This is a genomic window from Gynuella sunshinyii YC6258 (assembly GCF_000940805.1).
Classification (GTDB): domain Bacteria; phylum Pseudomonadota; class Gammaproteobacteria; order Pseudomonadales; family Natronospirillaceae; genus Gynuella; species Gynuella sunshinyii.
The window spans coordinates 829615-853523 of record NZ_CP007142.1; the positions used below are offsets into that span (position 1 = coordinate 829615).

Consider the following 23909-nt stretch of genomic DNA (forward strand, 5'->3'; position numbering starts at 1 on the left):
AGGTTTCATGCATATCTGGGTAGACGCTGATGCGGTTCCGAAGGTGATTAAGGAAGTGCTGATCAAGGCGTCAATGCGCACCGGTCTGCCTCTGACCTTTGTGGCCAATCAACCGGTGGCGACGCCATCGGTACCTCATATTCGCAGTCTGCAGGTGGAAAAAGGTTTCGATATTGCCGATAACGAAATTGTCCGCAGGACTCAGCTGAATGATCTGGTGATCACTTCGGACATTCCTCTGGCTGCAGAGGCATTGGAAAAGGGAGCCCATGTTCTGAGTCCGAGGGGGGAACGATTCACCGCCAATACCATCGGTGCGCGTCTGAACATGCGTGACTTCATGGATACCATGCGCGCCAGCGGTGTGCCTCAACAGGGTGGCCCGCCGCCACTGAATCAGCAGGACCGACGAGAGTTTGCCAATCAACTGGACCGCCTGCTGGCGAAAGCCGTTAAATATTAATGGATCATATGAACGGACATTTATAGATCTTGAGCTGATTGCTCAAAACAAAAAACTGGTCAAGTCGTTCTTTCAGGCACAATCGGTATCCTTTGCTGCCGGCTAGTTAATAAGTTACAAAGCTGTTGTCGAAGGAAGCTTTATCTATTACTTCAGAAAGCTTTTAAAGAAGCATTAGATCAGGCCGAGTCTTGCATTAAAATGCAAAACCGTGAGGACGAAGTAAAGAGGCAAAATCGACATACAGAAAGTGCTGTATTTGGAATGAACTATGACACAGACCCTAATGAAAATGCTGAAATATATAAGAATATATCGGAATGTCTGGGGATTGGATCAAGCCAGGAGTTATGCAGTGGAGCTTGGATATTTCATAGATTGGGCTTCGATTTATGCTACGAGCTTTAATGGAAAAATTCCAAAAAAAGATTCCGAATTTCTTGATGCAGATTTACTCAGAGAGGAGTAAGGAAAATAGGAAATCACGGACAAATCGAGACGAATACAATTCAAACCAGCCTGTTCTGACAAACTCTCTCCACCAGCACTTTCAGCTTGATCACTTCCGATTCCAGGTACTTCAATTCTTCTTCTGTAATTTCGTAATGTTCCGAATAACGCGCTTCAACATAGGCTCGCTGCAAACGTCGGAAACAGCGCCGATGAAATTTACTGTCGAGCGGAAAAATGCCGGCAAAGTCGGCGTCAATCTGTATGCAAAAATGTTGTAGCTTTTCGATATTGTGGGTTTTGGGCAGGTAGTTAGTGCAGGTGAGGAGTACACAAGCATAAAACCGTTCAGTGACCTGATGAAGGTTGAATGCAGCAACATTAATCATGGACTCCTTATAAGCATATTGATATAGCTTGAAAAAATCATTTGCAGAAACAAACCACTGATCATAATGCTTCTGCGCAATCTCGCGTTGTTCTGCGTCGGTTAAATTCCCGGGTAGTGCCAGCGGCCTGGGGGTTGCTGCAAACAACTCAATGCCTTCCTCCCGGATATCCTTAAAGAAATAGTGACCCTGAACCAGCCGGTTATTCACATCTTCCAGGTCATGCACAATCAACCCGAGCGGCGCAGAAGTGACCTTTCGGCCGATCTCTTCTTCTGCCCGTTGCCAGACGATATCCTCATCCACCAGCGTCGGCTTGTTCACCACCACCAGAATATCGTAATCACTGATATAACCATTCTCCGGATCATTCACCCAGGTACCCTTGGCGTGACTGCCAAAGAGAATGATTTTCAAAATCCGGTATTCGGTTTTACTCCCGGTCTTGCCTTGCAGATAATCCTCCAGGGTATCGCGCAGGATGGTTGAGATACACTGGAGCTCGTGCTGTTTGGCTTCCGGTAGATGATCAAGGCTGGTTTTCATGGTGATAACGACGGATTCTAAAATGCATTTGGGTAGCTTAGTCTGAGGGTTGACCGCTGGAATGTCCATAGACTGGCCGTGAGTAGGGAGCCGTGGTTTGTAGGGGTGTATAGAGGAGTCGTGGAGACCGAAACCAGTGATTGAGCCTGTGACAAATCACAGCGCTGTTAATTGTTTTTCGGGTATCGATTGTTTGCATTTTACACGTCCCTGTCAGCATTATTTATAAGACACAGTATTCATAAACAGTGTGTATAAAATAACACCTATTTTTTTGCGATAAATGTCATAAATAATCATGCCTTAAGACTCAGTATCCAGATATTCGCTGGATACTCGGTCTGCAGACATAGTATCCGGAATAATGAGCTGAAAATACGATACTTGTCTGGTTGGTTAAGTATCATGGATATTCTATAAAGCCATGAATTCAGTGGCCTGCAGGCGACCGATTTTTCCGGATACTGCGTCTCCAGACCGAATATCCAACGAGCGAAATTGACAGAAATGGGCTGTGTGCCTATGTTGATGGGGTTTGATGAGACTGAGTGAGTTTGGCTGCTCAGGAAAAAGCGTCTTCTGGATATTTTGTCAGCGGATGTGGAATAACTGTTAGGTGAGCACATGGATCGGAGATTTTTTCTAGCTGTAATTATCGTAATGCTGAGTTCATTTGCATACTCACACCAGGACAGGATTATTCAAGTTGGTTCTGATGGTGGACTGATTGGGTTACCTGATGAATATCTGCCTGCATCGATAAATGTGCGAGAAGGACAGATATCAATAGGTGGCACTACTCTTAATATGCCTCCCTGTGTTTTTAAATATTTCCAAGATCATGAGTCCTATGATCTTTCCGTCACAAGTTCTTGGTATCATCAAAGGTCCTCACTTCCTCCGTATATCCAATTTAAAGTTTCACCTAAGAACAAAGATTTTGAGTACTCGCTCCTTTTCGCATTAAAGGGGTTAAAAGTCATCGATTTTGAGGTAATAACACATCCAAACAAGGGTGTTACTTCATTTCACACAATAGACATAGGTGAGCGCTGCAAAAAGTCCATAGAGCGTGCATATGAATAAGTTCAATCACCTAACAAACACAACCACGTTAGCCCCTGCGGGGCCGGACCTCCACTCCTCGGCTTCGCCGCTGCGTTCCGGCCCGTGTTGTGGGCGTTAGGGCCCATATGAAGAAAGCCTTGGTCATCGTTGGTGCTGATTAGCCCTAACAAACGCGTAAACACGGGTCGCACAAAGCTGCGCCGCTTCGCTCTGCATCTTTGTGCGCCCGGTTATGCGAAACGTTATGTGTACGAGAGATTATGAGCAAAGAAGTGAAAATTACACTCACTGAAGATGAAGCGTGGGTGCTCTTCGAGTTAACCCGAAGGTTCAGTGACAGCAGTAAACTCAGCATTGAAGATCAGGCTGAGGAACGAGCACTCTGGAATCTATGCTGTATCTTCGAAAAAAGCTTGCATCAGGAATCAGAAGTTGGATACAACGAGTTCATTGCACAGTGCCGAGAAAGGCTCCGTGATGAATGACCGTAAGCAAAACATAACAAGCGCATGTTGTCACCCCTACGGGGCTGGGACCTCCGTTCCGTCAGCCCCATGGCACGGTGTTATGTGCCTCTAAGGAGAATAAGGTTGGACACCAAAGTAATATACGTTGAAAGAGATAAGCGAGTTATAGTCAAATCTGGTGTACAGACAATTAAGTGCAGGAATACTTAATGAATCAACAGCCCAATAATCCTTTACATGGTTTGTCATTGGAAAAAATTTTAACGCGTCTGGTTGAACATTTTGGCTGGGATGGTCTTTATGAGCAAATTCGTATTAACTGTTTTTCGAATGATCCCTCAATCAAATCTTCGCTTAAATTTTTACGCAAAACTCAGTGGGCAAGAGATAAAGTTGAAGCATTGTACATTCGAACTTTTAGTTAGTTGATATAGTTTGCCAAAACGCATAACAAGGCGCAGCAATTCGCACACTTTGTATGCCGGACCTCCACAAGCTACGCTTGTTCCGGCCGTTGTGCGCGCCTTAGAATTGTTTCCTCACTTTGTAAGTGAGCATTCTGTGACACTGACAAATCCGTGACGGGTACATAGGTAAAATCAGGTGTCATTCAACGTCAGTCGTTGGGTGTCAGGTAATCAGGAGTTGGCTCAGTCTAGTGGCAATTGTGATTTGAAGTTCAGCAGTTTCCCGGTCATGCCAATTCTAACAATACAAAGCTGCGGACCACTGTCGTGCCCGCAGTTTTAGGCGTTAGCCCTCAGAAGGAAACCATGCATAAACTACATATAGCATTGATATTGATAATCCTTACGCTATTTCTTTCTTCGTGTAGTCAAGAGGAATTAAGTGAAAGATTTATCCCAAAAGAAGAGTCCAGCTTTGCTAAAGATTACTTATCGAAGTTACGAGGAAGAGATTTTACTTATGTCAAAGGTTTCCTGAGCCCAGAGTTAGATGCTCAAGTTACTGATGAGCTTCTAGAACAAATGGCAGCATATTTTAGAGATGGTGAACCGCTCTCAGTAAAAATAATTGGCTCACAGGTCAATGTGTTTAGTGGGCAATGGCAAGGTAACTTCACTTTTGAATATCAGTTCGAAAGCGGTTGGAACCTCGCAAATACTGTACTTAAGAAAACTGATAGCGGCTATCAAGTTATAGGCATCCACGTATACCAAACTGAAGCGTCCCAAAAGGAACTAAACGCTTTTGGTTTATCTTCAAAATCAGGGTTGCAGTATTTAGTGCTGTGTTTAGCTGTTTTAGTGCCGCTTTTTATTCTCTTCACTTTAATTGTATGTATTCGCACGCCTATTCAACGAAAAAAATGGCTGTGGATTATCTTTGTTCTTTTTGGGTTCGGGGCTATCCAGGTAAATTGGACAAATGGCGCATATGCTTTTCAATTGATAAGCGTTCATCTTTTCGGTGCGTCGGCAACTGCTGCTGGCCCAGGCGCCCCATGGATTGTGTCTGCTTCAGTTCCACTAGGAGCGCTGGTGTTTTGGTTGCGGCGCAAATCTTTGATCGAAAGGGCTAACAAATCAAGCCAGCAGGACGCCAGCGATGCTGGTGCCTCTGCTTGAAGCGTGTGTGCCAGGCATGGCAATTAACTAGAGAGGTGCAAGTCCTCTTGCCGGGTTTTCGTAGAGCCGAAGGCTAGGAAAAGGGCAAGAGCAAACTCGTGAGGGAATGTCTGAAGGAAGCCTAATCCAAAATCGTGTGGCGATGAAAAAGAACCTAATATGAGGTGTGACGTAAGTGAGACGAGTGGGCACGTAACTGCGAAGTCTTCCATCTGCGATTGGCTTACGTTTTATAAATTAGGCGTACATGCGAGGAAAGTTAATTGTCTTACCCTGGGAGATCTCTTGTAGCTGCGCTGGGAATCTGCTTGCAGATGAAAACCGCTGAGGATAAAGCAATTTATCCCGATCGCTCAAGAGAAGTCAGCAGAAGGCATAGTACCGGTGATTACTCGGCCGATTAAATCGGAAGTGCATGTCTAAGGGAAGGCCCGAACGGTACCCGCTGAGATGCGGGTTTGAATGAAGAGAGTCGTTGTTTAAGAGTGAATATGAATAGTGCATCTGAGCTAGATGAAATTCGTGTTGGACAATTAAAAGAGGACGCTCCGGTTCATGATATTCAGTTAATGGAGAAGGTCGTAGAGGCGTTTAATCTACGCTGTGCTCTCCATAAAGTGCAATAAAGGCAAGCGCGGGTATAGACGGGCAAGACCGTGGACGACCTGCCAGCGTATTTAAAACAGCACTGGCCTGGCATTAAATCACAGCTCCTTGATGGCACCTACCAACCGAAGGCGGTGAAGTAAGTCATGATACCGAAACCGGGTGTTCGTACGTCCTCTTGCTGAAACGCTAGAAAATATAGGGGTTAAGGTTTGGTATGATGAATTTACCCTAAAGGTTGGAGATAGCTTGAGAAAAAGTATTGATCAAGGTCTGGTTCGATCTCGTTTTGGTACTGTTATTCTATCGTCGGCTTTTTGTTCAAAAAACTGGACTCAGTATGAGCTAGACTCAATGGTTGCTAGAGAAATGAATGGCCACAAAATGATACTGCCGATATGGCACAAAATAACTAAAACTGAAGTAATCAACTTCAGTCCTGCTATCGCGGATAAAGTGGCTTTAAATACGTCTTTGCAAAGTATTGAAGAAATAGCCGGAGAACTGGCGGAAGTGATTTTGGCTTCAAAGGCATAACAAAGCGCTGCTATCGGACAAATTTTCTGCTGCTCTCCAAATTTGCCGCAGAGCGCGGCGTTAGCTTTCAAGGAGAGTTTAGTGGGTACAGCAGAAGCTTCTAATAATCTTTGGGGTAATAAGCTTTACCAGCAAAGAGCGCGGGAAGCATTCCCTTTCCTTGTGAGGCAGGCGCTCATAGGGGAACCTATATATTATTCAGATTTAGCTGAAGAAATGGGAATGCCAAATGAACGTAACTTAAATTATGTTCTAGGGTGCATAGGAACCACTATCCTTGAGTTATCGAAACAGAAAAATGAAGATATACCGCCGATTCAATGCTTGGTTATAAACAAAGCAACTAAATTACCAGGTGAGGGGTTTGGTTGGTTTATCTCTGAAGCTGATTTCAAAAAACTAGATACAAAGCAAAAGCGCCTTGTTGTTAATGGGCAACTTTCTAAAATTTATTCCTATCCCCGGTGGTTAAAACTATTAGATGAATTGGGTTTAAACCCACCCAATTTTCCAGTGCCTATTATGCAAAAATCAATGGGCGCTGGAGGCGAAGGCGAGGCGCACAAGAAATTAAAGGAATTTATCGCGAATAATCCTACTGTAGTTGGTCTACCTCTAAGCTGTCCCAAGGGCGAAGCCGAGTTTAATTTACACTCTGGTGACTCAGTGGATGTCGTGTTTTCATGGCGTAACGAAATTATTGCTGTCGAAGTAAAATCCTTTATTTCTGATGTAGGTGATATTCATCGGGGCCTATATCAATGTGTTAAATATCAAGCAGTTCTTGAGGCTATGCTTGGCATACAAGGTAAGCCGAAGAATGTCAGAACACTTTTGTTATTGGAAGGTAATTTCCCAAAAGAGCTTGTAAGCACTAAGAACATGCTTGGAATTGATGTCTTATCCAATATCACAGTCAAAAGCTAACAAGCGCATGTTGTCGGACTGGTTTTCCGCTGCGCTCCAAACCAGCCGCAAATGCGGGCTGTAGCCAAATATGAGCATGAGCAAAGTTTTCTTATTCTTAATATTATCGAGTTTCTCTATGGGAATATTCTCTACGGAGTCAAGAGAGCAAGAGTTTTGGAATTGGTTTTCTACAAACGAGAAAGCCATCTTCACGTTTGAAAATGACCAAGAAAAAGTCTTGGACACCATATCTGACAACCTATCTAAGTATCGGGAAGGCTTGGTCTTTGAGATATCTCAGATCTCCGACGGAATAAGTGCAGACGGTATATCCGAGCTGTTTCCTGATGTTGAAGCCTTAAGCCAAGCGGCTCCAAATTTTGATAGGTGGGTAATCATTCCTTTTAGGCCACGCATGAATGATTATGCAAAATTCAATTTAGAATATTCGGGTAAAGATCTAGACCCATCAAAAATATGGATTTATTCTCGCATAGAGGAAGGTTATTTCGATCTTATCGTTTATCACCCTGAGTACTCAGAAGAGGAGCGGGAAATATTCGTATCTGCGTCATATATCCTACTAGACATGGCGCTGGGTGAATTCTATGTGGTTAGAGGTATCAGGTATATTGATCATCAACGAGTACCAGAAAATCCAATTGAAATAGGTCTGAAGCCTTTCTCAGAGTTGAGGGCGATATTCGATGCGTACAAGAATGGGCGCAAAAATGGCTAACAAACGGCTCATGTGCGACCTCCGTTCCGTCGGCCTTTTTTGTAGTAGTTACCACAAAAAAATCCCAACTGCACTCCGGCGCCATAGCCGGGCGTTATGTGAGCAAGAGGAAGTCATGTCCATACATCAATTCGATATTTTTGCAGACTATTTTCAGCTTTATCTTATGGATGATGGAGCCGATGATGATACGTCTGAAATATGGACTGATAAGGCGCTGGATCTAAAATTGGCTGTTGCCAAGAATACAGTTGCTGTGGGCACTTATCGAAATGTTGACGTTAATTTTGAACTTGAAGTATTAGAAAGTGAGCCTCAAGTCGATTTGAACGAATGGGATCATGCTTCTTTGGGTTTCGTAAGTTTCCCTTCGGGTAGATGCGCCGTTTATGGTTGTACTGATTACTTGCCTGATGCAAAGCGTATAGGGTTGCCCAAAGGCAATTATGCATTATTGTCTTTGGCAAAGGGGCTCGACTCAATTACGGTGGAGTGGGAACCAGCTGATGATTTATACAAGGTAATATTGTGGCCGTCAGATTCAAATGATTGGAAGTCACTTAAGCGCTATGAAATCACATAACAAGGTAACTGGCTCCACTGACCACGGCGTTAGATTTAAGCAATGAATACACGCTACACATTAAAAGAGATCAATCGAAATGCTCGGCGTAATGAAACGAAGTTCGCTGTAACACTAGCGAAGGCGGTTTGTATGTTGCATAAGATATCTTCAGATTTGGAATGGGTTCTGACTTGGAAGCTTAAAACTGTATCGCTTGAGAACCCGTTGTGGTGTGATGGCTTCGAAAAATTGAGGCTACGAAAAGAGAGTAAGCGAACTTATAGCGTTAGTGGTGTTGCCAGAATAGGTTTCGAGTCTGACGTTAGTGTAATCGATAAATATCCGTTCGCCGGCTTTGTCGAACTGAGTTCCCACTCCAAATATTTGAAGTCCTATGGCTTCGTATTTAAAAATGAGGTGCAAGAGTTTGCCGTAGGCCGAAAATCTAACAAAAAGTTGTTGCAACGACCCTAAATACACCGCTACGTGGTGGGCCTTGGACTCGTAAACTCGCCGCAAAACAAAAACGTTAGCTATTAATCAACAAAAAAGGAGGTTGTATGGAAGTTGTTAATTTAAAAGATGTTTTTATCTCAATGGGCGAACTGGAACGATATTTTGATGGAGTTGTTCCAGTAAACCTTTGGCGTGGCTTGAATGTTAAGCGAAATGTTGGGCTTTCGATCTAATAGAAGTGCCCTTTAAAATGTCGAATGGAAAAGTAAGAAAGCCTGATCTTGTCATCGAGAATGGTTGGGTAAAAGTAAAACACTGGCCGCGAGGTGTTTCAACGTTTGACAAACCCGGAGTTCCCAAAGGGAAAGACTGGATTCATTACAAAATCCCTGCAGGAACACGTTTGCCAAACGGGCTTGCGATAGTAAAAGACTCATACAACGAGTCTTTTTCTGCTACTCATTATACTATAGCTCCCGCTCATGATATGCCTATTGAGCAATTTAGAATGCTATTAAAACTGTTTGCTGCTGAGATTGAGAGGTTGGCTAAGTGATTGAAATTTCAAATGCAGCTGCCCCATTGCTAGTTCAAGCTCTGCGTGATGCTGTTCGATACAATGAACAATTATTAAAGAGTGAAACATTAAGGGATAGAGCGGACTATGAAGAATATCTACTTGAAGTCAGTCAGTTCTATGCTGAGATAAAATCACAGTATAAAAAACTTGAAAAAGACATAGGCTTACCACTGGAAGATATCGTCTAAAGCTAACAAGGGCCAGCAACATCAAGGCCCTATAAACCCGCTACGCGCTGGGCCTTTGGACTCGCTATCGCTCGCCGCTGTGGCCAACGTTAGCTTTCCCACTTGGATAAATCGAAGAGTACGTATGGATTTTGAAAGCATTTTAAAGATAGCACCTTCAGTCGTCGCTCTTGTAGCAGTGATTGTTGGTCCAATAATTTCGTTGCGAGTAGCAAAGCGGCAAACTGAAGCAGCACTATCGGTTGCTGACCTTAATGCAAGGTCGACCGTTCTATCTAAAAATCGGCAGGAATGGATAAACACATTGCGTGACGAACTTTCTCTTTATATATCTAAAGTTAACATGGTCCTTCCAAAATTGTTTGGCAATCGTGAATCTCCTGAATTCTCGGCGTTGCTTTCTGATATAGCACTGCATCAGTTTAAAATTAAGCTACTCATCAACCCAAATGAAGATGATCATAAACTACTTGTCGAAAAAGTGAACGAGATTGCTCAATACGTATTTAGTTTTCAAGGTATGCCGACTGAACTCAATGATGAATTGGTTGCTCTTTCTCAAAAAATACTTAAGAGAGAATGGGAAAGGGTCAAAACTATAAGCTAACAAACAGCTCCACGCAGACGCCCAAACCTACGCTGCTTTTGTGGGTTCGCTGCGCTACACTTTACCACAAAAGCCTCTCTGGTTTGGGCGCTGGTGAGCCGGGCGTTATGGTTTAAAAGTATGAATCGCGCGATTAAGTTAACGGTGGGTATAGTATTTCTGGCTTTTACGTTTCTACCGATAGCCCAATGTTCATATTCTGCGTGCAAGGAAATTGTACCGGAATTGGAAGCTGAGGAAGCTCAGTGCCAGGTAACTGAGGAGACAACTCGTACTATCCGGCTTGCTGATGAATCAGCTGATGACATATTTGTTCTTGTGTTTGTATGGCTAACGGTTTTATCGCCGGTTGCTCTAGGATTTCTGAATTCGAAAAATAGAAAGATAGTAGTTGTGTACAGGTCTCTAGAAACTATAGCCGCGATCTGGCTGGTAATCTTTGTTTTTATGGCGGTATATTGGATCTATACCCCACTTATATTTGGCCATGTATTTTTTGTTTCAGTTGTATCGTACGCGCTTTATCTAATATATGGTTTGCAGCGTGCAGTTAAAGCCATAACAAAAAGCTGCTCCTGACAAATATTGCTATGCTCGTTTTGTGTATGTCGCGTAGCTCCATTTTACACAAAATCGCTCTCCGCAATATTTGCAGGTGAGCTTGGCGTTATGGTTACTAAGGAAATTTCGTGCGAATTTTAAGTATTCTTTTGTTATTGCCTTTGGCTGCGTTTGCAGACGAATTGAGGCTAGTGGAGCAATTCTTTGGCCAAGAGGGAATAAATAATAAAAGAGAAGTGTACGCTGGAGAGATGTTGGAGCATTATCTGGATAAACCCACTTTAGGTGAGAGTTTACCCAAAGGTATCGATGTTAGTCTGAGACTGCTTGAAAAAAATCTACAAAGGGAAATTTATGCCGTATTGCTCTCAAAAGATGGAAGGTCTCAAGACTGGTATATCTATTTAGTCAATGACCAAAACAAATGGAAAATTTCAGCCGTTAGGAACCTGGCATTACCGGGTATATTCTTTATGGCCTTGCAAGAGATACAAAGTAAATCCAATAGAACAAAAGAAGAAGAGTATCAGTATCAGAACATGCTTCTTACTTTGCAATTGGATTCCGAGCTTAAAGAATTCTTGCATAAAAATATTGATAGCCTAAATGTGATAGCCGTTCAGGCTAAAACAAGCCAGGAAAAGGCTACTGAATCTGCTAAACATCTAAATCTTAATTTTGTAGGCTACGAATCAAGCAGTGGCATCGTTGACATTAACATAGGTGGAATTTTGGATAATTCAGTTGGCTATTTGTTTGTGCCAACTGGCGCCGAAGTGCCCAAAATGTCAGATGATAATTATATCTATATTGAGTCTGTCACCGGAAATTGGTATGTATACAAGACAACGTAACCATAACAAAGCCAGCCAGAGGGACAGCCAAACCGCTGCGCGCTTTGTCTGTCCCTGCCGGCGGCGTTATATTACTTTATGAGCATTTCGATTAAGCGTTTAAAAAGTAAGGCGAGAAGGAAAGTCGCGAATGGTTTTGCGATTATATTTTCTTCGTTCTTGTTAAGTATATTTGTTATGCCGTTAGGCATTCTTATTCTGCTACTAGGATTCGTAGGTGCAACTACCTATATCTATTCCAGCATTGGGAATATAGAGTGCCCTAGTTGTCACAAACCTTATGGGGTAGGTATGAGTTTTATAGGCTCAATCGAAGTGCCCAAAAAATGTAATTGTTGCCATGAACAGGCATCGTAATATAACAAGTCGTTCAAGTCAGCTCCACTGCGCGTCGCCACTTAACTTTGCGTTATGTTTCTTGAGGAGGTCAATATCATGAATCAAGAAGATCCTTCAAGAGCAGGAAAAGCAATCATAGAGGCTGTAGAAAGTCAGATAAAAAATAATGATCCACCCAAAGTAAAACAAACTTTAAAACGGTTAAGATCTTTGGGTATAAGTCGAGAGGAGTCATTAAAATATATAGCCTGTGCCTTGTCTATTGAGATATTTGGTGCAGTTAAAAACGCAGAGGAATTTAACCCTAAACGTTACAACGAAAACTTGGACAAACTGCCAGAAATGCCTTGGGAAGATGAATAAGAAAATAAAACATAACAAGCGCATCTTGGTCGGCCACTTCGTGGCCTGGGAACTCCGTTTCGGCGCTCCATGCCTACACTGCTGCGGCCCCAAATGCGAACGTTAGAATTGTTTCCTCACTTTATAAGTGAGCATTCTGTGGCAGGCAGCGACAAACCCGCGGCGGTGCAGGAAGGTCGGTAAGGAGTTGCATGAATCTGCCAGTGTTGCCGATATTGGCCTGCGCTGTCGTTACCCTCTCTCTTCAAATTTGATTGACTGACAGGCCTGCCCACTAACGCAGGCCCTCGATCATCAGCCTAGCTGTTCGAGGCCCTTGAATTTCTGTTTGATCTCAGACACCTCCCCATCCATCTCGGCTTCGTCGGCATTGAGCAGGTCGCCGTCAAGTCGGGCGGTCGCAGTTGGCAGGCGGATTTCAAAACGCACTCCGGAAATATCCAATGGTTTGAAATGGATGTCTGTTTGTTTATGACTTTGTTTAAGCGTTAACGACCAGCGCGGACAGGCGGGTTGACTCGGGTCCATAATGGTTTTCTTGCTGTCCAGTTCCAGCAAACGATGGGTTTTTTGATCGCTTTGATGGGTAATTTCGATATTCAGCAGTTTATCCTGAAGTTTCCAGTCCAGTTCTTTTACTGCTTCATCGTGACCGGATTTCCGACACAGTGGTCGATCATCCTCGACCACGAGTTCCAGTACTTCGGTCACTACGGTGCCATCGGCAAGCTCTAAGCGTAGTGACAGGACATCGGCTTCATTCAACACATTTTCAAACCGAACCTTGCCATCATAACCTTTGACGATTTCATTGACGAAATACAGGCCCAGACCTTTACCGTGGTGCTCTTTGACTCTGCGGGTGGAGTAACCGAGCTGAAAGATATTCTGCGCGGTGTCGTCGTCGATATGCGGACCACGATTGTAAATCTGACAACAGACAAATCCCTGTTGTTCTTTCAGGTCCACCGCAATGCCGGCATGTTTCTGTTTATAGTCACGGCGGCTGGAAAAAAACTGGGCATTGTTCAGCAAATTTTCCAGGACCAGCACGATATGGTTTTCGTTGCCGAGAATATTGTCTGTGGTCGTAAGATTGATCCAGGCCTGATCGATGTCATCGACACAAATAGTGCCGTTGCGGGCATCTCCAATCGCGCAGCCGAAGCAGCGTTGCAATGCTTTTTGTACGGCGGACAATGGGGAAAAAATGTTCTGTGCCGGAAATTCACCGCCTTCGTGAGTTTGAAATTCAGCCTGAAAAAACTGCTCTTCGCTGTCACAGACCTGATTGGCAATATGCAGAGCAATGTTGTCGGCGGTGGACAGATCCAACAGATCCCATAAATAAATCAGGCTGTCGAGGGCTTCCTGAGTCTGCTGCAATTGTTCTGAGTCAGTATCCTGCAACTGACTGATTTGCCTGAGCAGGATGGTTTTGATTTTGTCGTAACTGATGACGCCATTATGCCGTACCTCAGAGGCGATGCTTTTGAAGTGCAGAAATTTTTCATCGTATTCAATGTATTCGAGCAGTTTGTCGCTGATGAACAGTTTCAGCTTGTCGGCATGGTTGGCATAGACATGGGTTTTGGCATGCAGTTGTTTTTTGTCCGCCAGCACTTCTGCCATCTGTTGTCGAAAACGGGCGATTTCAATTTTTTGATTGCGACGACGACGTTGAAACAGACGCAGTTCTATCAACAGTATCAGGATAAATACCACGGTCGCTGCAAGCTGTACCTGAAAGGTGGTGATAATGTCCGGCAACTGATAAAAACTCAGCAACTGTGGCTGGCCGAGCAATAAAAAATAGGCAATCAGCAACAAGGCCGAAAGACTGGTGAGGATCGGGTAGGGGGTGGACATTTTTTTCATCATCGGTCTGGTTTCCAGCAGTAGGCACGTTCATCGCCAAAGGTCACGATCCCCGTTCCACTCTGACAGCGTTGAATAAAATCTCCAGGCTGGTTCTCTGCCATATCAAAGGCCATGCGCAGGGTTTTGATGTGTTGACGGTAATTGGCATAGGAAAACCGTTCCAGATCAGCCTCCAGACGATCAGCGATCTGTTCAGTGTTCAACGGTCTGGGACTGCTTTCCACCAGATACCGCAGAATCTTACGTGGCGTCGGTGCCAGAGGACGTTTGGGGTTATGGGGGTTCATCAGGCGTTTGTTAAGCCAATAAACCTCCCAGGTGGCGAGATCGATTTTCAGGCTGCCACTGGAAATGAGATTGGCAGGTGCGTCCGGTCCTGACTGGCGTTTGCGCAGGGCCGCTTTAATGCGCCAGCACAATACCGCCTCGATGTTACGCTGGTGTTTGGCAATAAAATCCTGGGCGTTGGCCTGTTCAAAAGCCTGCTCCTCCAGACCGGTGCCGCTGTGCTCTGACAGGTAAATGATCGGCAGGTCCGGCCATTTACTGTGCAGGGCTCTGGAAACGCTGAATCCAGCCTGATCATTTCCGTTCATATGGGCATCCAGAATCGCCAGATCGGGCCGGCTCTGATCATCCATATGGGTAATACGCTGTCGCGCCGCCTCTGGAAATTTGAAGACTTCCAGAGTGTTATGGCCGCCGTCAAAGTCGGTTTGTATCAAAATGTCACTGAACCGGTCGATCCAGTGTGATTGGTCCTCGACCCAGAATAAATGTGCCATGCCTGCCTGACTCCACTTCGAATGCCCGAAAGCATAGCCTGTTTACAGTGTGATTGACGTGAACTTTTTCCGATTTGGCCGCCAATATTTCCATCAATCTGGATTCGGTGGTTACCCGCAGTGTGGCAGAACCAGAGTCGGTTATCGGTTTGTGTGTCGATAGCCGGTTGTCGGATAGACAGCTATTGGTGGGTTTTGATGGAGAATGATCACGACTGGCCGGATTTTCCCACTCATATGTCTGTTTTCAGGCTTATCTTTCGGCTTTGATAACAGGTCAAAGGGGATACCATATGTGGATTTTCAGACGCAAGTATTGTGCACTTGGAAAATATGATAATGGCGGAAATATGGTATTTCGAGGTTTTAAACGCATAGTCATTGCGGATATTCGACAGATTTTCTGTTCTGTTGCTATTCTCAACAAGTTATCTTCATACATAAAAATAATAACCGGAAGAGACAATGGGGTGTCCCAGGTATGTCAGGGCAATGGGGGTGTGAGTGGGCTGGTTGTTCAATCCCCCGGTTTAAACGATGACTGTAATGGAGTCAGGTGGTCAGCATCGTTGCTTTATTCATTCAAGTCTGTCTGATTTAGCGGTATTCATTGATTAATCAATATCGGTCTTTTTACGGGTGACGTTGTTATCACCCGTATGATGCTTTGTGTCTGTTTGAAATTTTCTCTGCGCTGATCAGTTGAATCCACTGCATCAAAAAGGGTCACCAAAAATACATGCAATAATAAAAAGGTGACGTTTATGTCCAACAATATTGTAAAACTGTTATGTCTGCTGTGTTTTCTGGCGGGAAGCGCACGGGCAGATTTTCTGGATTATGGTCTGTACTGGTTTGGCAAGGATCAGGCCTCAGAAAAGTATACGGGTCCCGGCAATCGTTATTACGATGACGGTAAGCCAACGTTGATTTTCGTTCATGGCTGGCAGCTCGGTACCAGTAAGGATAATTATTGGCGGCCTAACTTTAATTTCCAGAATAATGCACCTGCTCATGGATATGATATCGATGAAGCCGCAGCCTGGATTGATCAGGGTTGGAATGTCGGAATTTACTACTGGAATCAATTTGCCGATGAACTGGAGGTCAAGGACGCCGAGGCCAAAATGTGGACGGCCACGGGTCCCAGAGGGATGCGGTATCGTCAGTCTGATGGCAGTTACAGTACCCTTCAGGCCCCGGAAAAAAGCATTTCAGAATTGATGACCGATGCCATTGCGGAGGCATTGAAAAACAACCGCAACGGTTATCTGTTGCTGCATGGTCATTCCCTGGGTAATCAATTGGCTATTTCAGTCGCTTATGGACTGACCAGACGGGCAGAGCAGGGGATTGTTCCCGCGTCAATGATTCCTGAGCGATTGGTGCTGTCTGATCCGTTCTGGTCGAAGTTTGGCAAGAATTATCTCAATGATGCCTGGACCGGAGAAATATCCAGAGCATATGCTCGTTACTTGATTGATCATTATGATATTGCACTGGAAATGACCCGATCATCGGGTATTTGCGATCTTTGGATTGGTGACTGTAATGAGGAAATGACCCGATTGGCGGCCTTTCAGCGACTGCGTTTCTGGTACAGCGACTGGTGGGAGATTGATCAGAAGCACATCATGGCCTATGACTGGTGGATGTTGTCGAGGACATATCCGGCACCTCTGGAATTGAATGAGAATCTCGATCCAACTGGAGAAAATGCATTGTCAGCGTCGACTTCTGATCAGCGAATCAAAGCCATGATGGGTGGGCAGTATGAGTGGGATCAGGTCGATGGCTTGTATACCTCCACGCCTGCAGATGATCGTTTTGAGGTGATTGAGTTATCTTATTAGCTGGTCTTCATGGTCGTTAAGCTTGTGATGCAGGGACGCATCGCTACGGACCTGGGAGAACTGCCCGGCTTTGCTGCCCATAAATCTAAGGAACCTCTGAAAAATGGACTATTTTCGCGCAGGACGTTGTCAGCCCCCGTCTCACATCCTCTTTTTCGTCAGTAAACTGCGGTGTCGCGAGTGGTGCTTCCTCGCCTGCATCAAAACTATTCCTGTTTTTCAGAGGCCCCCCTAATCGCGAAACGATTGAGAGACATAAATGATTGTACATCCTTGTACAAAACTATCAGTTTCCTTGATAAGAATTAACTGGCGAACATTCCTGTATCAACCGGGCAGGTCTGGTCATTGCTGTAATCGTAAACCTTGACGTCTCCATCAATGAGTTCTTCTTTAATTTCATCAATTTGCTCAATCCATTCGGATTTTACGGATTTGTTGCGGTTGAACATATCCAGGCTCCATGATACCCCACCTTCTTTCAGACCCAGCAATTTGGTCCCGGATTTCCATTTTCCATGGATGGCTTCTTCCATGGATTGGTAAGCCGCAAAACCAACTTCTTTCAGCATCGAGGATATAATCGTTTCACCGGTAAAACGCCAGTTCTGGCTGGCATCGACAGCAATTGCCCGGTTGCCGCTTTCGAACGCGGCCTGATAGACACCTTCGCCGGAACCACCAGCAGCGGCAAAAATGATATCCACTCCATTAGCGAACATTTGAGTTGCGATTTTCTGTGCTTTTTTAGGATTGGCGAATGCTTCTGTGGTTGTACCGAGAGTGGTGCTGGTCAGGCGAATATTCGGATCCACCGCTTTGGCGCCTTGTGCAAAACCACATCCGAATTTGTGAATCAGAGGAATGTCCATCCCACCGACAAAGCCGACTGAATGGGTTTGGCTGGCGAGTGCCGCGAGCGCCCCCACCAGGTATGAGCCTTCGTGTTCTTTGAAAATAATGGACTGGACATTAGGTCCCTCTACCACTGAGTCGATAATGACGAACTGCAGATTTGGGTATTCCTTGGAGACAGTGGTGATGGCATTGCTATAGGAGAAGCCAAGAGCAATGATTGGCGAGTGGTTTGCCCTTGCCTGTTCTCTGACCACTTCAGTCAGATTTCGTGTTCCCGGCTCCACTTCAACCACTTTGGTGCGGTAGTTATACTCAAATTTCTTAACGCCATCTTCGTAAGCAGAATCGTTGAAGGCGTAATCCCCTTTTCCGGCCCCGTCATACAACACGGCAGGGTGGATTGTGCCTGCAACCTTTCCCACATTTTTTTGGGAGAGCAGCGACTTAACGTATAAACCACCAAAGATTGCAGCACATATAAGACAGAGTGCCAAAACGGAGGAGAATACCCATTTGGTAATTGGGTCGCGCTTTTTCATATTCATAAGTCAGTACACCTGTATCAATATTGAACTGCCAACATGCAAATTTTTTTGCAAAAAACGGGATCTTTGAATATCCATTCAGACACATGCTTCTGTGCCCCGGAAAATTGTTTGTGAGGACAATTACGCTTCAAAAACTGCAAAAAATTATCTGCAGCGTGGTGAGTAAATAAAAATTTCATAAAGATGTCTATAACAAACAGAGTACTTTTTTAACTATTTTGTTAATACCTTGAATATTTTGTTACATGTGAATAATCGAATAAATATTTCAGAGCATTGAGAGTCAAGCAAAGTTCGTTTTAATTCGCTGTTTTGACGCAACAGGAAGATGATTTGGCTGCTAACTGATTGAAAATCAAAGTGTTTTTCTGACAGTTTCAGAAATGACTCAATATCCATGGTATGAATAGGGAAAAGAGCCGGATCAATCAGGATCACGGTATTTCTGGAGAGGGTTCCGATAAATCGGGTGACCGCCTGCGGTTTGACTGTTCAGGCAGACGGTCTTTTGATTAGCCTGTCTATTATTTGGTGCCGAAAATCTTATCGCCCGCATCGCCCAGGCCGGGGATGATATAACCGTTCTCGTTTAAATGATCATCAACGGCTGCAACATAAATATCCACATCTGGGTGTGCTTCTTGTACGGCCTTGATGCCTTCGGGCGCGGCAACCAGAAACAGCCCCAGAATGTTCTGACAGCCTTTCTGTTTGAGCAGATCGATCGTGGCAATCAACGTACCGCCGGTCGCCAGCATTGGGTCGATGATCATGGCAGTTCTCTGCACTACGTCTTCGATGATTTTGTCAAAGTAGGCAACCGGTTGCAGGGTTTCTTCGTTGCGATACAAACCGACCACGCTGACCTTGGCACTGGGGATCAGTTCAAGTACCCCATCCAGCATACCCAGTCCGGCGCGCAGAATAGGTACGACGGTAATTTTTTTGCCTTTGATTCGTCTGACAGTCATTGGGGCACCGGTCCAGCCCTCAATTTCCACTGATTCGGTTTCCAGTTGTCGACTGGCTTCATAAGTGAGCAGGGTTGCTACTTCACCCGCCAGGGCCCGAAAATTTTTGGTGCTGATGCCATTCTCACGCATCAGGCCGAGTTTATGTTGAATCAAAGGGTGCTGAATTGCGTGCAATGACATAGGGTGCTCCTTAAATGAATGACAGATTGGTTTGTTGCTGCCACCAGCTTTTCAGCAGTTGCATCGCCTGACCTCGGTGGGAAATCTGATTTTTCTGCTCAGCAGTCAGTTGTGCGGCGCTGATATCAAATCCGTTTGGTATGAACAGAGGGTCATAACCAAAACCGTTTTCTCCTGATAACTCTGTGGCAATGTGACCTTCCCAGGTACCAGTGCAGATCAACGGTGTAGGATCCGCAGCATGGCGCATAAATGCCAGTACACAGCGAAAACGGGCACTGCGCTCCGGTGTCTCAATACCGGTCAGGCGACTGAGCAGTTTGGCATTATTGGCCGCATCACCCTGGCCGTCTGCATAACGGGCAGAATAGATACCTGGCTCACCATTGAGGGCATCCACCTCCAGGCCGGAGTCGTCGGCCAGTGCTGGCAGGCCGGTATGATAACAGGCATGGCGTGCTTTAATGATGGCATTTTCGATAAAACTGAGGCCGTCTTCAACGGCTTCAGAGAGTTTGAAATCGCTTTGTGGTAATACTTCAACATGGAACTCACCCAGACAACTTCTGAGTTCTTTTAGTTTTTTGGCATTGCCACTGGCCAGTACAATTTGACTGATAGACACGTTCTGGTTACTCAAAATACATTTGTTGCTGATGACGAACCGTAAAAGGCCGGTCCTGTCCCGGTTCTGCTTTGACATCAATTTCAAAGCGATAAATGTCTTCATCGTCAAAACTGAAGTTACCGACATAATAAATGCCGCCCTGTTCCTGAATTTCCCTCAGTTCGATGTCCCGTTCCTGGCCGATCAGGTTTTTGATGCGGGCAGAAACCATCGCCGGTACCGCTTGGGGAAGATCTCCGCCTTCCTTGTTCTCCAGCACGCTAATCATCAGGTAGCCCATTTTACCACTGCGCTGCAACTGGTAACTGCGCGCGACTTCGGCGGACAGTGTGGTGGAGTTCAACATCATATAGTGTACTTCATAGCGGCCGAAAACCTGTTTTTGTTCGCCGGCGGCCTGAATGGACAAGGACACACACAACAGGGTCAGAAAAGTAAATAAATGCTTCATAGCGACGTTAACCTGTAGATTGCAATTTCGCCCAGCAGGTTGGGCATCAGATTAATGAACCATCGGCTCTGGTGCAGTGAGTCAACCACCAGCCGGTCAAGGATTTTAACACTTCGCTGGCGACAAAGTTCCTCAAAATCCTTAAATGTACAAAGATGGATGTTGGGGGTGTTATACCACATAACCGGTAACGCCTTGCTCATGGGCATTCTGCCTTTCAGGCCGAGATAGCCACGGGCGCTCCAGTGAGCGAAGTTTGGAAAGGTGATAATCGCCTCTCTGCCAACCCGCAGCAGTTCGTCGAGTACTTCATCGGGTTTATCCATCTGCTGAAAGGACTGGGTCATTACCACGCAGTCAAAGCTCTGAGAACTGAAGTTATGCAGACCTTTGTTAAGGTCCTGTTTGACCACCGGCACGCCTTTGCGCACACATTCAATGATTTGTGGATGTTCGATTTCCAGGCCCAATCCCCGAACCTGTTTTTCCCGGTGCAGGTAAGCCAGCAACTCGCCGTCGCCACAGCCCAGATCAAGTACTTCGGAGTTGGCCGGTATCCATTGTTGAATAATTTCAAAATCAGGACGCATCAGAATCCTCCCTCTCTGGCTACCCGGTCAAGATACGTCGACAGCAGGGAAAAATAATCGGGAATCGGAAACAGAAATGCATCATGTCCCTGAGGTGCATCGATTTCCATGTAGGTGACTTTCTTTTTGGCTTTGATCAGAGCCGTGACGATTTCCTCACTGCGTTCAGGGGCGAAACGCCAGTCTGTGGAAAAAGATGCCAGCAGAAACTCGCAGCGGGCCTGACTCAGGCAAGTGGCGAGATCGTGATTGTGATCGGCTGCCGGATCAAAATAATCGAGTGCTTTGGTCATCAGCAGGTAGGTATTGGCATCGAAACGGTTGGAAAAGCTTTCCCCCTGGTAACGCAGATAACTTTCCACTTCGAAATCGACATCATAGTTAAAATTCAGTTTACCGCTCTTCAGGTCACGACCAAATTTCTCTCTCATGCTGTCATCTGACAGATAGGTGATGTGACCGAGCATGCGTGCCAGCGCCAGTCCCTGAGCCGGATAGGTATTGTGATCAAGATAACGGCCTTCGTGAAAATCCGGATCACGAACGATGGCCTGACGAGCCACTTCATTAAAGGCGATATTCTGCGCCGAGAGTTTGGGAGCGGCGGCAATGATCACGCAATGGCGGATACGGTCGGGGTAGTCGATACTCCAACGCAATGCCTGCATGCCTCCTAGCGAACCGCCGACAACCGCTGCAAACTGCTGAATGCCCAGTCGGTCAGCCAGACGGGCCTGGCTTTTGACCCAGTCCCGAACCGCCATGACTGGAAAGTCCGGACCGTAAGGTTTGCCGGTTTCCGGATTAATGGACTGTGGACCGGTACTGCCATCACAACCGCCAAGATTATTCAGAGCAATGACAAAAAAGCGTCGGGTATCTATAGGTTTGCCCGGACCAATGGCAGAGTCCCACCAGCCGGGTTTGCGGTCTTCGGGCGTATGAAAGCCGGCAGCATGGTGGTTGCCGCTGAGAGCGTGACAGATCAATACCGCATTGGACCGGTCTTTGTTCAGTTCACCATAGGTTTCATAGACGAGTTCGTATTCGGGAATTTCCCGGCCACAGCGTAGTGGCAATGGCTCAGAAAAACGCGCCCGCTGAGGGCTCACCAACCCCACAGAGTCGGATGGATAGGATTTTGACATGGAGTATTCCTGGTCTAATTCGTCGGATTGCTGATGTTCAGTAAATCCGGTATCTGTTTCGGCTGAGTGATACTGACACGTTTTTGTCGACTCAATTCACCACTCAGAATTTTGACCTGGCTTTTGCTGACCTGAAAGGCCTTGGCCAGAAACTGAATTAGCCCCGCATTCGCTTTGCCATCCACAGCAGGTGCGGATATGCGAATTTTATATGCCTGGCCATGTAAACCACAGAATTCATCCTTCTTGGCATTAGGTTGAAGATGGCAAACAAGAATAAGGCAATTGCCATCCCAACGAAAGGGTTTGTCGGCGGAATTCATAGGCCGATAAAAAAGCCACCGCCATATCCCAGTGCCTTGGCAACACTCAACAGAAGGATATTCTGCAGAATATACAGCACCAGAATCGCGACCATAAAGGACAAATCCAATACTCCCACCTGCAGGCCCAGGCGCCGGAATGGACCGACAAAAGGTTCAATCATCTGGGCGATAAATCCCAATAGAGGGTTATAACTGCCGGCGGATACCCAACTGGCAATGGCCACAATCAGCATGGACCAGAACAACACCATGAAAAATACACCAGCTACACCCAAAACTGCATACAGAGCAAGCTGACCGAAGTTGTAGTAACCGCCCGCAAGGGTGGAAATGATGAAACCATACAGCAGCTGTACCAGATAAATGGCCAGCAGACTGGCATTATCGAGACCGCCGTATCCGGGAATGATCTTGCGCAATGGCAGAATGATCGGGTTGGTGATTTTGACCACGGTCTGAGCCAGAGGATTATAAAAATCCGCCCGGGCCAGCTGGGCCAGGAACCGGGCCACCAGTGCAATCAGATAAATACTGAAGGCTGTTTTTAACAGTAAAAAGACAATCTCGTACATCGCGCCCATTATTGATCTCCGCTAGCAAGTTCTCTGGCCATTTCTTCACTGCGATCTGCGCAGGCAATCATCGCCTGTTGCACCGCTGCCCGCAAACCATCCTGCTCGAAGCTGCGAATGGCTCGTTCCGTGGTGCCATTGGGTGAACAGACTTTTTTGCGCAGCGTTTCTGCTGAATCACCGCTGTTCAACACCATTTGGGCCGCACCCAGAGCGGTCTGACCGACCAGTTTGGCGGCGACATCAGCGGATAATCCCAAGGATTCGGCGGACTTCTGCATCGCTTCCATAAACATGAAAAAATAAGCCGGGCCGCTGCCCGATGTTGCCGTCACAGCATGCAGGTGATGCTCTTTTTCCACCCAGATACTTATGCCAACGGCATTAAAGACCATTTCCGCCAGATTTTTCTGGTCGTCACTGACCCGTGTATTGGCGTACAGTCCTGAGGCTCCGGTTTGCACCAGTGCCGGAGTATTGGGCATACAACGAATGACGGCCAGATTACCGCCCAGCCATTGTTCAATGGTTTCGGACTCCAGTCCGGCGGCGATGGAGATAATCAGCGGTCTGGATTGCTGTACCGCTTCGACCAGTCCCTGACAGACTGATTTCATGACCTGTGGTTTAACCGCCAGGATCACCACATCTGCGCCACTGATCCCTTCGTTGTTGTCTGTGGTGGTTTGAATATCAAGCCCGGAGGCCAGTTGATTCAGTTTGTCCTGATCGGGGTCGGTTGCAGTGATCGGACCCGTGTAGCCGCTCTGCAGTAATCCGCTGATAATGCTGGTGGCCATGTTACCGGCACCAATAAAGACCATTGAGGCTTGCGCCAT

Annotated in this window: 29 protein-coding genes; 17 read left to right on the forward strand and 12 right to left on the reverse strand. The window is 45.9% G+C overall.

The window, feature by feature from the left end:
* Positions 1-7 precede the first annotated feature (7 nt).
* Complete coding sequence (locus YC6258_RS03630) at positions 8-463, forward strand: YaiI/YqxD family protein (RefSeq protein ID WP_044615844.1); 456 nt, start codon at positions 8-10, stop codon at positions 461-463.
* A 271-nt stretch (positions 464-734) separates the two neighbouring features.
* Complete coding sequence (locus YC6258_RS03635; protein WP_044615845.1) at positions 735-932, forward strand: hypothetical protein; 198 nt, start codon at positions 735-737, stop codon at positions 930-932.
* Positions 933-972: 40 nt separating this feature from the next.
* Here the strand turns inward: YC6258_RS03635 and YC6258_RS03640 are convergent, their stop codons facing one another.
* Positions 973-1848, reverse strand: a complete 876-nt coding sequence (locus YC6258_RS03640; RefSeq protein WP_044619694.1) for a HEPN domain-containing protein — start codon at positions 1846-1848, stop codon at positions 973-975.
* 624 nt (positions 1849-2472) lie between these two features.
* Between YC6258_RS03640 and YC6258_RS03645 the strand changes: the two genes are divergently transcribed.
* From YC6258_RS03645 to YC6258_RS03715, 14 genes are all read left to right on the forward strand, one after another.
* On the forward strand, positions 2473-2934 hold the full coding sequence (locus YC6258_RS03645; RefSeq protein ID WP_044615846.1) for a hypothetical protein: 462 nt from the start codon (positions 2473-2475) through the stop codon (positions 2932-2934).
* 242 nt (positions 2935-3176) lie between these two features.
* Positions 3177-3401, forward strand: a complete 225-nt coding sequence (locus YC6258_RS03650; RefSeq protein ID WP_044615847.1) for a hypothetical protein — start codon at positions 3177-3179, stop codon at positions 3399-3401.
* Positions 3402-3592: 191 nt separating this feature from the next.
* Positions 3593-3808 carry a VF530 family protein gene (locus tag YC6258_RS03655; RefSeq protein ID WP_044615848.1) on the forward strand — a complete coding sequence of 72 codons (216 nt, stop codon included), beginning with the start codon at positions 3593-3595 and terminating at the stop codon, positions 3806-3808.
* A gap of 348 nt (positions 3809-4156) precedes the next feature.
* Entirely contained in the window at positions 4157-4972 is an 816-nt protein-coding gene (locus tag YC6258_RS26980; protein ID WP_052830035.1) for a hypothetical protein, read from the forward strand.
* Positions 4973-5740: 768 nt separating this feature from the next.
* Positions 5741-6115: a toll/interleukin-1 receptor domain-containing protein gene (locus tag YC6258_RS03665; protein WP_082070545.1), complete on the forward strand. Its 375-nt coding sequence runs from the start codon at positions 5741-5743 to the stop codon at positions 6113-6115.
* An 81-nt stretch (positions 6116-6196) separates the two neighbouring features.
* Positions 6197-7042: a hypothetical protein gene (locus tag YC6258_RS03670; protein ID WP_044615849.1), complete on the forward strand. Its 846-nt coding sequence runs from the start codon at positions 6197-6199 to the stop codon at positions 7040-7042.
* A 76-nt stretch (positions 7043-7118) separates the two neighbouring features.
* Positions 7119-7763: a hypothetical protein gene (locus YC6258_RS26985; RefSeq protein ID WP_169748926.1), complete on the forward strand. Its 645-nt coding sequence runs from the start codon at positions 7119-7121 to the stop codon at positions 7761-7763.
* 115 nt (positions 7764-7878) lie between these two features.
* A complete protein-coding gene (locus YC6258_RS03680; RefSeq protein ID WP_044618996.1) occupies positions 7879-8346 on the forward strand; it encodes a hypothetical protein in 468 nt (155 codons plus the stop codon).
* A gap of 542 nt (positions 8347-8888) precedes the next feature.
* Positions 8889-9017, forward strand: coding sequence for a hypothetical protein (locus YC6258_RS31135; RefSeq protein WP_281176319.1), 129 nt, complete (start codon positions 8889-8891; stop codon positions 9015-9017).
* Between the two features lie 17 nt (positions 9018-9034).
* On the forward strand, positions 9035-9340 hold the full coding sequence (locus YC6258_RS03690; RefSeq protein WP_044615851.1) for a Tse2 family ADP-ribosyltransferase toxin: 306 nt from the start codon (positions 9035-9037) through the stop codon (positions 9338-9340).
* On the forward strand, positions 9337-9552 hold the full coding sequence (locus YC6258_RS03695) for a hypothetical protein (RefSeq protein WP_211264620.1): 216 nt from the start codon (positions 9337-9339) through the stop codon (positions 9550-9552). The genes YC6258_RS03690 and YC6258_RS03695 overlap by 4 nt, the downstream gene beginning before the upstream one ends.
* A 124-nt stretch (positions 9553-9676) precedes the next feature.
* The gene (locus tag YC6258_RS03700) at positions 9677-10159 is read left to right on the forward strand and encodes a hypothetical protein (RefSeq protein ID WP_044615852.1); all 483 of its coding nucleotides are present in this window, start codon (positions 9677-9679) and stop codon (positions 10157-10159) included.
* A gap of 689 nt (positions 10160-10848) precedes the next feature.
* Entirely contained in the window at positions 10849-11574 is a 726-nt protein-coding gene (locus YC6258_RS03710; RefSeq protein ID WP_044615854.1) for a hypothetical protein, read from the forward strand.
* Positions 11575-12009: 435 nt separating this feature from the next.
* Positions 12010-12276: a hypothetical protein gene (locus tag YC6258_RS03715; protein WP_044615855.1), complete on the forward strand. Its 267-nt coding sequence runs from the start codon at positions 12010-12012 to the stop codon at positions 12274-12276.
* A 294-nt stretch (positions 12277-12570) separates the two neighbouring features.
* Here YC6258_RS03715 and YC6258_RS03720 read toward each other — a convergent pair whose 3' ends face one another.
* Positions 12571-14157 (reverse strand): sensor histidine kinase, encoded by a 1587-nt coding sequence (locus YC6258_RS03720; RefSeq protein ID WP_044615856.1) that lies wholly within the window; start codon positions 14155-14157, stop codon positions 12571-12573.
* Positions 14154-14942: a response regulator transcription factor gene (locus YC6258_RS03725; protein WP_044615857.1), complete on the reverse strand. Its 789-nt coding sequence runs from the start codon at positions 14940-14942 to the stop codon at positions 14154-14156. Before YC6258_RS03725 ends, YC6258_RS03720 begins: the two co-directional genes overlap by 4 nt.
* Before the next feature lie 764 nt (positions 14943-15706).
* Here YC6258_RS03725 and YC6258_RS03735 point away from each other — a divergent pair.
* Positions 15707-16795: a hypothetical protein gene (locus tag YC6258_RS03735; RefSeq protein ID WP_044615859.1), complete on the forward strand. Its 1089-nt coding sequence runs from the start codon at positions 15707-15709 to the stop codon at positions 16793-16795.
* A gap of 305 nt (positions 16796-17100) precedes the next feature.
* Here the strand turns inward: YC6258_RS03735 and YC6258_RS03740 are convergent, their stop codons facing one another.
* From YC6258_RS03740 to proC, 9 genes are all read right to left on the reverse strand, one after another.
* Positions 17101-18198 carry a BMP family lipoprotein gene (locus tag YC6258_RS03740; RefSeq protein ID WP_052830037.1) on the reverse strand — a complete coding sequence of 366 codons (1098 nt, stop codon included), beginning with the start codon at positions 18196-18198 and terminating at the stop codon, positions 17101-17103.
* A gap of 527 nt (positions 18199-18725) precedes the next feature.
* Complete coding sequence (gene upp / locus YC6258_RS03750) at positions 18726-19355, reverse strand: uracil phosphoribosyltransferase (protein WP_044615861.1); 630 nt, start codon at positions 19353-19355, stop codon at positions 18726-18728.
* Between the two features lie 10 nt (positions 19356-19365).
* Positions 19366-19980 (reverse strand): RdgB/HAM1 family non-canonical purine NTP pyrophosphatase, encoded by a 615-nt coding sequence (rdgB, locus tag YC6258_RS03755; RefSeq protein WP_044619700.1) that lies wholly within the window; start codon positions 19978-19980, stop codon positions 19366-19368.
* A gap of 7 nt (positions 19981-19987) precedes the next feature.
* The gene (locus tag YC6258_RS03760; protein WP_044615862.1) at positions 19988-20434 is read right to left on the reverse strand and encodes a DUF4426 domain-containing protein; all 447 of its coding nucleotides are present in this window, start codon (positions 20432-20434) and stop codon (positions 19988-19990) included.
* Positions 20431-21024, reverse strand: coding sequence for a methionine biosynthesis protein MetW (gene metW, locus YC6258_RS03765; RefSeq protein ID WP_044615863.1), 594 nt, complete (start codon positions 21022-21024; stop codon positions 20431-20433). Before metW ends, YC6258_RS03760 begins: the two co-directional genes overlap by 4 nt.
* Positions 21024-22172, reverse strand: a complete 1149-nt coding sequence (gene metX / locus YC6258_RS03770; RefSeq protein ID WP_044615864.1) for a homoserine O-succinyltransferase MetX — start codon at positions 22170-22172, stop codon at positions 21024-21026. Before metX ends, metW begins: the two co-directional genes overlap by 1 nt.
* Before the next feature lie 14 nt (positions 22173-22186).
* Complete coding sequence (locus tag YC6258_RS03775; protein WP_044615865.1) at positions 22187-22495, reverse strand: DUF167 family protein; 309 nt, start codon at positions 22493-22495, stop codon at positions 22187-22189.
* Positions 22492-23079: a YggT family protein gene (locus YC6258_RS03780; protein WP_044615866.1), complete on the reverse strand. Its 588-nt coding sequence runs from the start codon at positions 23077-23079 to the stop codon at positions 22492-22494. Before YC6258_RS03780 ends, YC6258_RS03775 begins: the two co-directional genes overlap by 4 nt.
* Positions 23079-23909, reverse strand: coding sequence for a pyrroline-5-carboxylate reductase (gene proC, locus YC6258_RS03785; RefSeq protein WP_044615867.1), 831 nt, complete (start codon positions 23907-23909; stop codon positions 23079-23081). The genes YC6258_RS03780 and proC overlap by 1 nt, the downstream gene beginning before the upstream one ends.

Coding starts and splice junctions, on each gene's coding strand:
- YC6258_RS03630 (WP_044615844.1), top strand. CDS start 8: ATGCATATCTGGGTAGACGCTGATGCGGTTCCGAAGGTGATTAAGGAA.
- YC6258_RS03635 (WP_044615845.1), top strand. CDS start 735: ATGACACAGACCCTAATGAAAATGCTGAAATATATAAGAATATATCGG.
- YC6258_RS03640 (WP_044619694.1), bottom strand. CDS start 1,848: ATGAAAACCAGCCTTGATCATCTACCGGAAGCCAAACAGCACGAGCTC.
- YC6258_RS03645 (WP_044615846.1), top strand. CDS start 2,473: ATGGATCGGAGATTTTTTCTAGCTGTAATTATCGTAATGCTGAGTTCA.
- YC6258_RS03650 (WP_044615847.1), top strand. CDS start 3,177: ATGAGCAAAGAAGTGAAAATTACACTCACTGAAGATGAAGCGTGGGTG.
- YC6258_RS03655 (WP_044615848.1), top strand. CDS start 3,593: ATGAATCAACAGCCCAATAATCCTTTACATGGTTTGTCATTGGAAAAA.
- YC6258_RS26980 (WP_052830035.1), top strand. CDS start 4,157: ATGCATAAACTACATATAGCATTGATATTGATAATCCTTACGCTATTT.
- YC6258_RS26985 (WP_169748926.1), top strand. CDS start 7,119: ATGAGCAAAGTTTTCTTATTCTTAATATTATCGAGTTTCTCTATGGGA.
- YC6258_RS03680 (WP_044618996.1), top strand. CDS start 7,879: ATGTCCATACATCAATTCGATATTTTTGCAGACTATTTTCAGCTTTAT.
- YC6258_RS31135 (WP_281176319.1), top strand. CDS start 8,889: ATGGAAGTTGTTAATTTAAAAGATGTTTTTATCTCAATGGGCGAACTG.
- YC6258_RS03690 (WP_044615851.1), top strand. CDS start 9,035: ATGTCGAATGGAAAAGTAAGAAAGCCTGATCTTGTCATCGAGAATGGT.
- YC6258_RS03700 (WP_044615852.1), top strand. CDS start 9,677: ATGGATTTTGAAAGCATTTTAAAGATAGCACCTTCAGTCGTCGCTCTT.
- YC6258_RS03715 (WP_044615855.1), top strand. CDS start 12,010: ATGAATCAAGAAGATCCTTCAAGAGCAGGAAAAGCAATCATAGAGGCT.
- YC6258_RS03720 (WP_044615856.1), bottom strand. CDS start 14,157: ATGATGAAAAAAATGTCCACCCCCTACCCGATCCTCACCAGTCTTTCG.
- YC6258_RS03725 (WP_044615857.1), bottom strand. CDS start 14,942: ATGGCACATTTATTCTGGGTCGAGGACCAATCACACTGGATCGACCGG.
- YC6258_RS03735 (WP_044615859.1), top strand. CDS start 15,707: ATGTCCAACAATATTGTAAAACTGTTATGTCTGCTGTGTTTTCTGGCG.
- YC6258_RS03740 (WP_052830037.1), bottom strand. CDS start 18,198: ATGAATATGAAAAAGCGCGACCCAATTACCAAATGGGTATTCTCCTCC.
- upp (WP_044615861.1), bottom strand. CDS start 19,355: ATGTCATTGCACGCAATTCAGCACCCTTTGATTCAACATAAACTCGGC.
- YC6258_RS03760 (WP_044615862.1), bottom strand. CDS start 20,434: ATGAAGCATTTATTTACTTTTCTGACCCTGTTGTGTGTGTCCTTGTCC.
- metW (WP_044615863.1), bottom strand. CDS start 21,024: ATGCGTCCTGATTTTGAAATTATTCAACAATGGATACCGGCCAACTCC.
- metX (WP_044615864.1), bottom strand. CDS start 22,172: ATGTCAAAATCCTATCCATCCGACTCTGTGGGGTTGGTGAGCCCTCAG.
- YC6258_RS03775 (WP_044615865.1), bottom strand. CDS start 22,495: ATGAATTCCGCCGACAAACCCTTTCGTTGGGATGGCAATTGCCTTATT.
- YC6258_RS03780 (WP_044615866.1), bottom strand. CDS start 23,079: ATGGGCGCGATGTACGAGATTGTCTTTTTACTGTTAAAAACAGCCTTC.
- proC (WP_044615867.1), bottom strand. CDS start 23,909: ATGGCGCAAGCCTCAATGGTCTTTATTGGTGCCGGTAACATGGCCACC.